Source organism: Paenibacillus sp. J31R30, from assembly GCF_059692115.1.
This window is the reverse complement of the sequence record NZ_JCAUAV010000010.1, coordinates 177777-191211: the sequence shown is the minus strand read 5'-3', so window position 1 is coordinate 191211 and position 13435 is coordinate 177777. Positions and strand designations below refer to the sequence as shown.

Sequence of the window (13435 nt, the reverse complement as noted above, 5' to 3'; positions counted from 1 at the left end):
TTGCTATCGAAGTTTCGTAGCATCTATAATATGGATCATAATGACGTTTCATACAACCGTACAACATGCTCATGATAACTCAATTCTGTAAGAAAAAAAAGTACAGATTAGCATGTAACGTATTTCCCATTAAATAACGCTGAATTTTACCTTTGAGAGGAGCTTACCTAGTATGAAAATCTTCAAACGGACCATGCTCCTGATTGTTATGCTTCTTCTAATGGTCGCTGGCTATTATTCTTACGCCTTCTACAGCTTTGCAAATAGTATCTCGCATAAATCAGAGAATACAGATGGAAAAGGAAGTGGAAGCACTACCTTAATTCCGAACACCGTAAAGGAAAATGGAGATAAATACACACCGCCGAAATGGGAAAGCAAGCAGCGAGTGAATATTTTGCTCCTGGGCGGCGATTCTCGTGGCATGGTAAAGAATGAGCTACCAAGATCAGACAGTATTATGCTGGCCTCCATCGATCCAGTCACGAAGAAGGCTCATCTGTTCTCGATTCTGCGGGACACCTACGTGAAGATCCCTGGCGAAGGCGAAGATCGAATTAATACGGCGATCACGACGGGCGGCCCTAATTTGGCCATGAAAACCGTGAGCGATCTGCTTGGTATTCCAGTTCAGTACTACGTTTACACAGATTTCAAAGGCTTTATCGCACTCATTGACGCTGTTGGCGGTATCGATATTGATGTCGAGAAGGACATGAAATACTCCGACTCCGAAGATGATCATGTGTATGATATTAATTTGAAAAAAGGACAGCAGCATCTGGATGGCAAAACAGCCCTTCAATATGTTCGCTTCCGACACGATGCGTTATCTGACTTCTCCCGAACAGAGAGACAACGGAAGTTCCTAACGGCTGTCGCGGCTAAAATGCAATCAACCTCATCGCTGATCAAGCTCCCACGTATCCTGAACGCAATCGATCCGTATATTGATACGAATCTTAGTGTAACGGATATGCTCAAGCTAGGTGGTCTCGGCTACGAAGCAAAAGCAGACGGTATCGTCTCTTCTCAGCTTCCGCCTTCAGAGCTGCTCGTTGAGAAAACGATTCGCGGCGCTTCCGTCATCACTGCAGATAAATTGAAGCTCCAGCAATATATCAAAGACCTGTTCGCTGGCAAAGCGGACGCGGATTCAGGTCCAACGAAACCATCCCCTTCGCCGACGCCGAAGGCGGCAGGGAAAACAGTGAGTAAGTAAGCACCCGAATAGGATAAAAAAGCGGATAATAAGAGTGGATATCCACTCTTATTTTTTGTATGAGCGAGCTTAGCTAGTTCCCGCTCTACTTAGAACACAGGCCGGTTCGTCAGGTGCCTTGACTCTCAACTAGCTTGCTGGGGCAATATTGCGATACACAATTATCGCGAATGACAAAAATGGAAATTTGTCATTTGCAATTTGTTAGTGGCGGCGGTTGATGCGCAGGGGTTTGCGGTGGTGGTGGTGACTTGTGAGCGACGAGTGGATAATCAATTGATTTCGCGACTGCTGAAACTATGGCACGTTATTATTCAAAGTCGGCATCCCCCCGCTTTTATGGGGAACGTCAGTGCACTATTTGCGCCATTTTAGGTAAATTTCAGACGAGGAGGAACGTCAGTGCGCTATTTCGTAGTTCCGGGCAGGAAATGACATCCTATCGCCGAAATAGCGCACCCTCGTTCCCCTTGCGACTCCAAAACAGCCCAAACACTACTAATAGCGTCCTCTCGTTCCCCTTCATGGATACGGGTTCGCTACATTATAATTTCAACCACTACATAAATAAAGGAATGATACTCCCCATGGAACGCAAGACATCTGAGCTACTTTATCAAGAAGCACTGCAACACATCGTCGGCGGGGTCAACTCCCCTTCCCGCTCATTCAAAGCCGTTGGCGGCGGCGCGCCCGTCTTCATGAAGCGTGCGCAAGGCGCACACTTCTGGGACGTAGACGGGAATCGCTTTATTGACTACCTCGCCGCCTATGGTCCGATCATTACCGGTCACGCGCACCCGCACGTGACCGAAGCAATTTGCTGCGCCGCACAGAACGGCACGCTGTACGGCACCCCGACTGAACTCGAGATCGAGTTCGCCAAGATGCTGAAGTCGGCGATTCCCTCGCTCGACAAAGTGCGCTTCGTCAACTCCGGCACCGAGGCCGTGATGACGACGATCCGCGTGGCGCGCGCGTTCACGAAGCGCACCAAGATCATTAAGTTCGCCGGGTGCTACCACGGCCACTCGGATCTCGTGCTAGTGGCGGCCGGCTCCGGGCCGTCCACGCTAGGCACGCCGGACAGCGCCGGCGTACCGGCGAGCATCGCGCAAGAGGTCATCACCGTGCCGTTCAACGACATTCCGGCACTCGAGACCGCGCTTGCGCGTTGGGGTGAAGAGATCGCCGCCGTGATGGTGGAGCCCATCGTCGGCAACTTCGGCATGGTTATGCCCCATGCCGGTTACCTCGAGCAGCTCTGCGCTGCTGCTCGCAAACATGGCGCCCTCGTCATCTACGACGAGGTGATCACAGCGTTCCGCTTCCATTACGGAGCGGCACAGACCTACCCCGGCCTCCCTCTCGTAGAGGGAGGCACACAAGAGGCGGCGGCGCGCTTCGCCGCCGTCGAACCGGACCTGACGGCCCTCGGCAAAGTAATCGGCGGCGGGCTGCCGATCGGGGCCTACGGGGGCCGCAAGGAAGTGATGGAGCAGGTCGCACCGCTCGGACCTGCGTATCAAGCCGGCACGATGGCGGGGAACCCCGCCTCCATCTCGGCCGGCATCGCCTGCTTGGAGGTGCTCCAGCAGCCAGGTGTATACACCAAACTTGAACAGCTTGGCTCGACACTCGCGAATGGCATCGTCGAATCCGCCGCACGCCACGGCATCGCCCTCACGCTGAATCGCATCGGCGGCGCCTTTTCTACCCATTTCTGCGATCATCCGATCACCAACTATGATGAAGCGCAAGATACGGATGGCGAACGCTTTGCTGATTTCTTCCGCCTCATGCTGGAGCAAGGAATCAATCTCGCTCCTTCCAAATACGAAGCTTGGTTCATGACGATCGCCCACACGGAAGACGATATTGTCCAAACGCTTGAAGCGGCAGATCGTGCTTTCAAAGTCATGTCAACACGCTGATTGTCCCAAAAACGAACTATGATCCTATCTGGATTATAGTTCGTTCGTCTTTCTACATGTACTAGTGTGATATATTTTATGGTTTTATTCACCAATATACAAAAAAGGTAACGCTTACATTCGTGATTTACGTCTGCAAGTATTGTCGGATGCACATTTTCATGCTATTCTAAGATTACTTTTACCCTTTTAGCGAAATCGCTCGTTTTCACAGTATTTTCCTAGAAAGTTAGGGCATGATTTACAAATACTATGCGGATTTTTGTGTGTGGTGCCTTACTTTACTACGTGTCGATTTATGCCTTATTTTAAGAGTTTATCCTCCTGTAATTTGGCGTGATATTCAGTTATATTGCATTTTTATACACGATTATGCATATTTCGGATTTGACCCACATTGTGGATTTTCTTCAGGAAATGCGATAGCAAGCAGATTCAACTATGCCAGAATGCAAGAAGCGTAAGCAAGAGGAGTTTAATTATGTATGGGGGGTGACGGTCAGGCAACTGACCAGAGCAATGAATGAAATTATGCGTAATGAAGGCCGTTTTCAAGATCTACTAGGAACCGAACACGACAGCTGCGGTATTATTTGTATTATTGAAAAAAATGGTCATCCTTCCCGTGATAACATCCAAAAAACGATTGATGCCCTTGTTAAAATGGAACATCGTTCAGGATTTATCAATGGTGAAGGCGATGGTTGCGGTATTCTAACAGACATTCCACGTGCTCTCTGGGAAAAGAAATTAACAGACGCGGGTCTGGACGGCAAGCTTGCCTATGACAACCGTTTTTCTGTTGGACATATCTTTGTTCCACGTAAGTTGGACTTGACTGTTACTGATATTCAAAACGGCATTCGTGAGCTTTTTGCCTCCCATGATGTATCCATTATTCTTGAGCAAGAAAACCTTGTTGATAGCTCTTCGCTTGGCGCTAACGGTTTGCTCGATGAGCCTACGTTCTGGCAAATTGCAGCGATTAGTAACAAGACTGAAGGTCAAGTTGCTGATCATCTGTTTGAGCTGCATATTGCAATTGAAGATCGTTACAACGTACATGTTGCAACACTTAGCAATGTGACATCTGCTTACAAAGTACTAGGTGCAGCAAGCATCCTTCCTAAATATTTTAACGACTTGCGTGATCCTTTATTTGCGTCCCAAGTTACAATCGGTCATAACCGTTATTCAACAAACACACTGTCCAGCTTCTTCCGCGTTCAACCGTTCTCCCTTCTTGGACATAACGGTGAAATTAACACGGTAAAGAAACTTCGTCTTGAAGCTGACATGGTTGGCGTTCCGCTTGTAAGCGGCGGCTCTGACTCCCAAGACATGAACAGAACGATTGAGACGTTCATTCACCGTTTTGGATTGTCCCTTTTCGAAGCTATGGAAATGGTGTTCCCTCCAATTATTAATGAAATGAAACAATTCCGTCCGGAGCTTCAAGATCTATACGTGTACTACCGTCAAGTATGGGGCCACTTTGCACAAGGTCCAGCGGGTATCGTTTCCCGTTACGGTAATGAGTGTATTTTCAGCGTTGATGCGCTAGGTCTTCGTCCTGTATGGATGGTTGAAAGTGATACATCCCTATACTTCTCATCCGAGCAAGGTGTTATTACGGTTGGCGAAATGGTTGCTGATCCGAAGCCGATTGCTCCAGGTGAGAAAGTCGGCGTTGTGCTGACACCAGGCGAACACATTCAAGTTATTCCTTATCATGAAGTTCAAACCTTGGTGTATGAGCGTGTAAGCAAGCGTGTTAATTTTGGCGGTCTTCGCTCTTATTTGAACCCTGCCATAACGAATACAGAAGCCGATCTTAATGAGAATGTTATTACAACGGATCAAGTGTACAGTGCATTTGGTTGGGATCGTGACGGCATTTCACACATTGAATCCATGTCCGAGACTGGCGCTGAGCCGATTCGTTCATTGGGTCATGACTCCCCTCACGCAGCACTTGCATGGGAACGCCAGAACGTGCCTGACTTCATTAAAGAAAGTGTTGCCGTTGTAACCAACCCTGCCATTGACCGTGACCGTGAAATGGAGCATTTCTCCACGCGAGTTATCGCTGGAGCTCGTCTTCCGGTATTTGCACAGGTGGATAGCAACCTTCGTCTTGAGCTTCTTGCTCCGCTAGTACTTGAAGGAACGAACGGTGTAGGCAGCGAAGAGCACCTATCCCAACCATCTTTCGAGCAATTAGTGGCACAATTCCGTGCGCAAGGCGACAACAAAGTAGCGGTTCTATCCACAACTTTCGGAAGAGGAACTTCTCTGAAAGATGGATTGGCTAAGCTTGCTGAGGATGCGATCTCCGCAGCACGTGGTGGTGCTGTACTTCTTGTCTTGGACGATGCAGAAGCTCACCAAAACGACCGTTTGTGGCTTGATCCGCACCTTGTCGTTTCCAAAATCGATATCGCACTTCGTGCGGAAAAGCTTGGTTTTGGCGACAACCTGCGCCGCCATGTTACGCTGATTCTTCGTTCAGCTGCGATTCGCAGTCTGCATGATATTGCTGTAGCTTGCGGTCTTGGTGCAGATGTGATCTCACCTTACTTGTTGTTCTCCACAGCTTCTGACAAAGAAGGCAATGCAGCAGCAGCACGTAAAGTATACGCGGCACTTACAAAAGGACTTGAAAAAGTCATTTCTACGATCGGTACGCATGAGCTTCGCGGTTACACACGTTTCTTCTCCTCCATCGGCTTCCATCCGGAAGTATCCGAGGTGCTGGATATCGTGAACTACCTGGGTAGTGAAAAAGCAGGAACTGGCTTTGCACAGCTTGAAGCTGAGGCTGAAGCACGTTATGCCGATTACACGAACCCGAAAGCGAAAGCAGCGAAAAACTTCCGTTTCTTTCAACGTATGTGGAAAGCGCTAGGCGATGCTGCATCAGGAGCTGCTCCTTACAGCGACTACCGCGACAAGCTGCGTGAAGAAGAGAAGAAGAACCCGATCTCCATTCGTCACATTGCGGGCTTCAAAGCAATCAGCGATGGCCGTCAGCCACTCGATCCGTCGCAAGTTGATATTTCCATTGGCGGTCATTCCTTGCCGATGTTGATTTCTTCGATGTCCTTCGGTTCACAAAATGAAACAGCTTTCCGTGCCTACGCTGAAGCCGGCGAACGCCTGAACATGGTAACCATGAACGGCGAGGGCGGAGAGATTAAAGATATGCTTGGCCGTTACAAAAAAACGCGCGGAGCGCAAGTCGCTTCCGGACGTTTCGGTGTTAACATTGAGCTTGCTAACGCAGTCGCTTTCCTTGAGATCAAAATCGGTCAAGGGGCAAAGCCAGGTGAAGGCGGTCACTTACCAGGCTCCAAAGTAACAGCAAAAATCGCTGAAGCACGTAACGCTACAATCGGTTCAGACTTGATCTCGCCATCCAACAACCACGATATCTACTCTATCGAGGATTTGGCGCAAATCATTTCCGAGCTTAAAGAAGGCAGCGGACGTAAAGCCAAAATCATCGTAAAAATCCCAGTTGTTCCTGGTATCGGTACGATTGCAGTTGGTGTTGCTAAAGCTGGTGCTGACGTAATTACGCTTTCCGGTTTTGACGGCGGTACAGGTGCGGCTCGTATTCACTCCTTGACTCACGTTGGTCTTCCTACGGAGATTGGTACGAAGCTTGCTCACGTTGCATTGATTGAAGCTGGTCTTCGTCACCGCGTTGAGCTGTGGTCCGATGGCGGTCTGAAATCAGGCGCTGACGTTGTTAAAATGGTAATGCTCGGTGCGAACCGTGCAGGCTTCGGTAGTATCGCGATGCAATCCATTGGTTGTACAACATGTCGTGGTTGTCATTTGGACACTTGTCACGTTGGTATCGCAACACAAATCGATTCCATGGAAGAAGCCGAAGAAAAAGGTCTTCGTCGTTTCGTACCTCGTCAATTCGATCTAGCTGTTGACAGCTTGGTTCGTTTGTTCGGTTCGATGGGTGAAGAAGTACGTGAAGTCGTTGCTTCCCTTGGTTTCAAGAGCTTACAAGAACTCGTTGGCCGTTCCGATCTATTGGAACAAATCAGCCACGTTGAACGTATTGATCTATCCGACATTCTTCGTCCTGCTCCACTTCAGTTCATCTCTGAAGAGACAAGAGCACTTGAAGAAGCAGCAGTTTCGTCCGACATCCGTATCGCGGCTGGCGCAGAAGGTTTGGAATTCTTCCCGGATTCCGTATCATTCGATGCTCCTGTCGTTCGCAACTGGTCCAAAGTGGATGCCGAGTCCCGTATCCTTGGAACTCGTTATTCCAGTCATCGCGTAAGAGACCGTTTCAACGGTAGCTACGATGAGCTTCCAACGGTTGCATTGAACCTTGTTGATGGTTCCGTTCCTGGTAACGGTCTTGCCGCATTCAACGCACGTGGCGTAGATATTACTGTACACGGCGGTGCTGAAGACGGTCTTGGTAAAATGGCGTTCGGTGGTAAAGTTGCCATCGTTAAGTCACTTGGCCACAACAACACCTTCATCAACGGCAGCGTTGGTAAATCGTTCGGTTACGGCGCTCAGAAAGGTTTGTTCTTAATTCAAGGCAGTGCAGATACACGTGCATGTATCCGTTTCTCCGGTGCTGACGTTGTCTTCGGCGGCGAAATCACGACACCTTTGCGTGATGAGCTTGGCGGTCTAGCAGCTCGCGCGAACCTCAAAGGCTTCGCGTTCGAGTACATGACTAACGGCCGTGCCGTTGTTATGGGCGATCCAGGACCATGGATCTGTGCTGGTATGACAGGCGGGGTTATCTACCAACGTCTAGTGCCGGAAATGGGTCTTGATCAAGCAGCGATCGAGCGTCGTATTGCTAAAGGTGCTAAGGTTAAACTTGAGCCTATCGGCCTTCAAAGTAAAAAAGATCTTACTGAATTGCTCACAGCTTATCACGCTGAGCTTGCGAACTCCGGTCAATCCGAAGCCGCAGCGAAAATCGAAGGTTTGCTGAGCAACCTTGAAGCTAACTTTATCCGTATTTCCCCGGTCAACATGCAAGCTGACCAATCCGTTGCTACGGAATAGTATAATTGTAGATGAGCTCCACCAGACCTTCATCAGTCTGGTGGAGTTTTTTCGTAAAGAGATGTTATCTGATCTGCATAAAAAAGCCTCATGTATCACAATTTATTAGTGCATCACTATCCGCATGCCATAGGAGGTTTTAAGCGATGAGCCACTCAAAGCGCCGCGAAGAAGCAGCATGGAAGGGTCGTAAACAAGCTCAACATCCACCACATGGTAAGGTGAAAGCTCTGGCGGAATTCGCCAGCGAATATGACGCGGAAAACCAGAAGTAGTAAGTAACCCCCTCTCCTCCCACACGTTAAAGAGGGACCAACACAAAGCAACCCGGTGATCTCGTTTCTACTGAAACGGAATTGCCGGGTTCTTTGTTCTAGATTATGTTAGGGTGGCATCAGTTTAGTTTTAAGAGCAGCGTTTTCCTTCAAGGGTTCTCGTAGCACAACGCACCCCTCCTGCTTTAATTTCTATTGATGTTCCATTATGTCAACTTAATATGAATACCATCAGGATTGTTGTCATAACGCAATCGGACAATCGAGGTCGCTTCCTCCCACTCGAATGATATATTCACAAACGCTTGTTGCGCATTGACAGCAACCACAGCACTTGGCGCTGACTCGCACCGCAAACAAGCAATACCCTTAATCCCTTTAGGACCTCGAGCAGTAAGGCTAACCCCACTTTCATCCTCTTCTATTCGATCCATTCGAGAAGCCGCTGCGATTAATTGAAAACCAGAGTCAACACGACTAAGATCGTAAAACAACCCTTGCTCGCCGCAGTGTATATGTGGGTTAATCACAGTAGACAATTCAGAATCCAATAGATCAATGTAAGTACCTATTAATTGTTCTGGCTCATCATTCACGGATTCTTCCATTACGGATACGATCGTGTAAGGGCCACGCTGAAGCACAAAGCCGTTCCTCGGTTGCCACGTCATTGCCGGATCATGAAATGAATATATCGCAGTTCTCACTGCATCTCGCAGCTGGGAAGCATAGGTCTTTTCTTGCGCACTTAGCGCTGGATGGAAGGCTAAATAGGTTACGCTCCCTTTTCCTACTTCATGAAAACCAGGTTGAAGATGCTTCTCTAAGCCAATCGACTCAAATAGGTGTTCAGCTGGATTAGCATAATAGCGTCTACCCTGGTTCCACCACTCACGAACACCGTGAAATGAATCACTTCCATCCCCTACATAGACCAACGCGCCACCTTCCCGAACCCATTGCGCTAGCGCATTATGCAAATCCGGATATTCTGGTTTCATATACTCATAGCTTAAAACCAATACGCGATAGTCATCTAGGTACCCCGTAAAACGCCTTATGTTATCTAATTGCACAGGTCGAACAGGCAGACCATGTTTCAACAGCGGTAAAGCCAAACCATAGAACGGCGACCAATCCAGCAACTCCTTAAATTCTTCGCCTTCCGCCGACTTCACATCAGTCCCATCATATTTAAAGGCAGTGGCTTCTTCGCTCCACTTCGGACCATTGCGCTGAAACATGGCTGAATCAGCAAGCAAAATCCCTACCTCCGCATTCCCGCTTAGCCATTCCACATCACTTTGCTCCATATCACCAAGCGTATTCATGATCGTCAGCAGTGTCGTGCCATAGCGGGAAGGAATCGTCTCTTTATCCAGTCCATCCTCAGTCGGGTATTTACCATTAAAAATCCTGTTTGGCCAAGGACAAATTTCGTATCGCGAGACCTTTGGGTGAAAAAGAGAGGCAATGACGGTTTTCAAATAATTCCTTCGATAATCCTTCCAAGTATGCGCGGGGTCATCCTCAATTGGATCATGCAAAAACCACATCCGACGATCTGTACCGCGAACAAGTTCTTGCATAACGCCATATTCCAAAAAAGCCGTTTCAAATGTTCGTTCACGTCGTACCCCTTCATATACATTTGGCGTTCGGGAGGTTCCTGTCCAAATTTGCGCAATATAGCCATCCACGCCAGGTAGATCTAACAACCTGGATTCCGGACTAATAATGCGCCACTGCGTGTAGTTGATTAGACTATGCGTCGGAACATAGAACCTTAGATTCCGGTTATATGTTACTTTGGCATATTCCTTCAGGGTATTACAGAGACGATCCAGACATCGTGTATATAAATATGATTTCAATTTAGAAGCGCGATATTGCGCATCTTCGGTTTCATGCGGCGCCTTCCAATCCTCCTTGTAATACAGCTCCCATTCACGCTTGAAAGCATCGGAATAGCCGCCTTCTACCCAAAACTCAGGCTCCTCTAAATGAATGGCCTCTACGCCTGCATCAACAGCAAGTTGAATACGCCTTGTCAAGAAATCCGTATAAGCGATACTTGGAACCATATATGGAGTATCTATCGATGTACCATGGATGATGTTCTCATAATTCCGCCCTTTCTGAGCTTCGTCCCAATGAGACCTGCCATCTTCTTTACCATTGAGATAATCTTGATATTCACCCCAAGATACACCTGTCATTAAATGAACGATATAACCCCGTTCTTTCCACGACTTGATCCTCTCAGGCATCCTCGAATCAATGCCATAAACCATAACAAAATCAGATTGTAGATCAATTTCCTCACTATATGGCGATCCTTCTTGGAATCCAGTCCGTTCCGCCTCTTTCGTTCTAGTGTTCATCATTCCTACCCCCTGTGATCATATATAGATACGCATTAACAAAGAAGGCTCAGACGTATATGCCATATTAGCCATATCATCTAAGCCTCCGTTAAACCATCCATTTAATTCCTATTACTTTTTCCCTGCAGCAACGATTTGATCCTGAGCCGTCTTCAGCAATTCTTTCACTGGCTTATCCGTAAGCATGGTCTTCGTCATAGCTTCACCAATAGCTTGCCATGCTTTATTCGCATCACCCGCGAAAGTTGGTAATCCAACTACTTCACCTTGTAAACCTTTTGCAAAGACATATAAGCTTGGGTGAGCCTTCTTGTAAGCATCCGACTCCGTAATCGATTTTAGAATTGGCGCTCTAACACCTGCGTCAGCGATATTTTGTTGGATCGTTTGACCCATTAGTTCTTCAATAACTTTGAAAGCGGCTTCTTTATTTTTAGAATACGTAGGAACAGCTTGGAAAGCAGCACCAATCGTAACATTACCCGGTTTGCCTGTTGGCCCTAATGGAAGAGGAGCAACACCACAATCCATTTTTTGATCCACGCAGCCTTGAATGACCCACGGTCCATTGACTTGATAAGCAATTTGACCTTTGTCAAAAGCAGAGAAGAAAGTGCCCTCTTCAAGTGCGGAAACGATTCCTGGCTTGTTGTATTTATTCATTTGACGAAGGAATTCAAACGCTTTTTCGTTTTCTGGAGAATTCAGCGTCGGAACACCCTTGCCATCCACAAAGTCACCGCCAGCTAACTTCATAAACGCTCCGAAACGTAAGTAACCGCCAAAGTTAGGGCCACCATAGACACCGCCAGCAGAAGAACCGCTTTCAAAGATTTTTTTCGAATTGGCAAGTAGTTCATCCCAAGTTGCAGGTGCTTTGTCCGGGTCTAATCCCGCTGCTTTAACAATGTTTTTATTCCAATAAAGAATGTTTACACCTGGATCTGGTGCTAGCCCGTAAATTTTCCCATTCACTTCCATTGGCTTCCAAGCTGCTTCAGCAATTGTTGCTCTTATTTTAGCAGCAAGCGCATCTGGAAACGGCTCCAAATTTCCCGCCAAGGCAAAGCCTGGCATTTGTGTTTCACCTACGATGATATCCGGACCATCTTTCGCTAAGAAGGCAGCGGATTCTTTTTGAATCAACGGCTCAGCCCAGCCCCAATCAGGAGCAACAAGTTCAATATTTTGACTTTTCATTTTCTCAGATAAATATTTGAGATTGTCAAATTGCATCTTATCGTTCGAAGAACCTTTAAGCTTACCGGATTTGACATCTTCTTCATATTGTTTAAGTCTTTCTTCTGGTTTTTCATAACCACCGAGAATCATTGCATTATCAAGTAGGACAGAAAGTTTAGTTACTTTTGCAGGTGCTGCCGTTGCAGCTGCATCTTTCGTAGCCGGCGCAGCGGTAGCTGCTGCCGATGCCTTTGGATCAGCATTTTCGCTTTTTGAGCAAGCTGCTAATGAAATAGAAAGACTTGCTGCAAGAACTACTGTTGCTGTTTTCTTTAAGACTACCATTGAACATTCCCCTTTCATATGTAAAGCATTGATAAGTTCGAATTAAATATATCATATAATTCATTAATGCACAATACGTTATATTCATTATATTAAAGTTTAAAATTCAACCTTTTAGCCCCGCATTCGCCAAGCCTTGCACAATCAAGTTCTGAAACAAAAAGAACAACAGAACACTAGGTACGGTAAGCAAAAGGCTTAACGATAATATAAGCGGATAGTTCACGATAGATCCTGGCGCCCCTGCAAATGCTGTTAATTTAGACAATCCAGACGCAAGCGTTTGCAACTTACTACTATTTGTATAAAAGAAAGGAGCCGACCAATCATTCCATGTATTAATGGATACTGTAATTGCAATATAAGCAAGGACAGGTTTTAGTAAAGGCATTAATATTTGAAATATTAGCCTTATTGTACCTGCTCCATCCACTTTAGCCGCCTCATCCAACTCGCTCGGCACTTTCTCCAATGATTGCTTGATCAGAAAGACACCCAGAATATAAATGGACCCACCATTAAGGAGTATATATACCCACCAGGTATCAAATAATCCCTTCCCTCCAGTAAAAATGTCATTCCCCCTCGCAAAAGGAAAACGAACGAACTCCAGATAGGTCGGCAACAGCGCAACAACAGTTGGAATCATTTGCGTCGCCAACAAAGCCATAAACAATACACCCTTGCCTTTAAAACGTAAACGAGCAAAAACATAACCACCCAATAAAGCGGTTAGTACAGCAAAGAATGTTGCGTAAGCCGTACGATATATGGAGTTCAAATACAAATAACGCGTTGATTTATCTATGGACGAAAAGAATAATAGCTTTAAATTCGCGAATGTCGGATCCTTCGCTATGGGAAAGAATCCAATCACCGCGGTATTATATTCATCTCGCGTAAACAAACTCGCCATGAACATAAATACCAACGGATAAACCAAGATCAATCCTCCGCCAAGCAATATGATATGTGCAATCAAGTATTGCGGCTTCAATTGTTTCTTTAAGGCGATTAACATGTCTAACT

Annotated in this window: 7 protein-coding genes; 4 read left to right on the top strand and 3 right to left on the bottom strand. The window is 46.8% G+C overall.

Features of this window, described 5'->3' with window-relative positions; all coding sequences use genetic code 11:
* The first annotated feature begins 172 nt into the window (after positions 1–172).
* The 4 genes from AC58QO_RS26205 to AC58QO_RS26190 all read left to right on the top strand — a co-directional run bounded on the left by AC58QO_RS26205 (position 173) and on the right by AC58QO_RS26190 (position 8492).
* Positions 173–1222, top strand: coding sequence for an LCP family protein (locus AC58QO_RS26205; protein ID WP_497270715.1), 1050 nt, complete (start codon positions 173–175; stop codon positions 1220–1222).
* Between the two features lie 587 nt (positions 1223–1809).
* Complete coding sequence (locus AC58QO_RS26200; RefSeq protein WP_497270713.1) at positions 1810–3156, top strand: glutamate-1-semialdehyde 2,1-aminomutase; 1347 nt, start codon at positions 1810–1812, stop codon at positions 3154–3156.
* Positions 3157–3687: 531 nt separating this feature from the next.
* Positions 3688–8217: a glutamate synthase-related protein gene (locus AC58QO_RS26195; RefSeq protein ID WP_497270769.1), complete on the top strand. Its 4530-nt coding sequence runs from the start codon at positions 3688–3690 to the stop codon at positions 8215–8217.
* Positions 8218–8363: 146 nt separating this feature from the next.
* Positions 8364–8492 (top strand): DUF6254 family protein, encoded by a 129-nt coding sequence (locus AC58QO_RS26190; RefSeq protein WP_477589236.1) that lies wholly within the window; start codon positions 8364–8366, stop codon positions 8490–8492.
* A 206-nt stretch (positions 8493–8698) separates the two neighbouring features.
* Here AC58QO_RS26190 and AC58QO_RS26185 read toward each other — a convergent pair whose 3' ends face one another.
* From AC58QO_RS26185 to AC58QO_RS26175, 3 genes are all read right to left on the bottom strand, one after another.
* On the bottom strand, positions 8699–10879 hold the full coding sequence (locus tag AC58QO_RS26185) for a hypothetical protein (protein ID WP_497270711.1): 2181 nt from the start codon (positions 10877–10879) through the stop codon (positions 8699–8701).
* Positions 10880–10990: 111 nt separating this feature from the next.
* Positions 10991–12406 carry an extracellular solute-binding protein gene (locus AC58QO_RS26180; protein ID WP_497270709.1) on the bottom strand — a complete coding sequence of 472 codons (1416 nt, stop codon included), beginning with the start codon at positions 12404–12406 and terminating at the stop codon, positions 10991–10993.
* Between the two features lie 106 nt (positions 12407–12512).
* Positions 12513–13427, bottom strand: coding sequence for a carbohydrate ABC transporter permease (locus AC58QO_RS26175; protein ID WP_497270708.1), 915 nt, complete (start codon positions 13425–13427; stop codon positions 12513–12515).
* Positions 13428–13435: the final 8 nt, after the last annotated feature.

Coding starts and splice junctions, on each gene's coding strand:
- AC58QO_RS26205 (WP_497270715.1), top strand. CDS start 173: ATGAAAATCTTCAAACGGACCATGCTCCTGATTGTTATGCTTCTTCTA.
- AC58QO_RS26200 (WP_497270713.1), top strand. CDS start 1,810: ATGGAACGCAAGACATCTGAGCTACTTTATCAAGAAGCACTGCAACAC.
- AC58QO_RS26195 (WP_497270769.1), top strand. CDS start 3,688: ATGCGTAATGAAGGCCGTTTTCAAGATCTACTAGGAACCGAACACGAC.
- AC58QO_RS26190 (WP_477589236.1), top strand. CDS start 8,364: ATGAGCCACTCAAAGCGCCGCGAAGAAGCAGCATGGAAGGGTCGTAAA.
- AC58QO_RS26185 (WP_497270711.1), bottom strand. CDS start 10,879: ATGATGAACACTAGAACGAAAGAGGCGGAACGGACTGGATTCCAAGAA.
- AC58QO_RS26180 (WP_497270709.1), bottom strand. CDS start 12,406: ATGGTAGTCTTAAAGAAAACAGCAACAGTAGTTCTTGCAGCAAGTCTT.
- AC58QO_RS26175 (WP_497270708.1), bottom strand. CDS start 13,427: ATGTTAATCGCCTTAAAGAAACAATTGAAGCCGCAATACTTGATTGCA.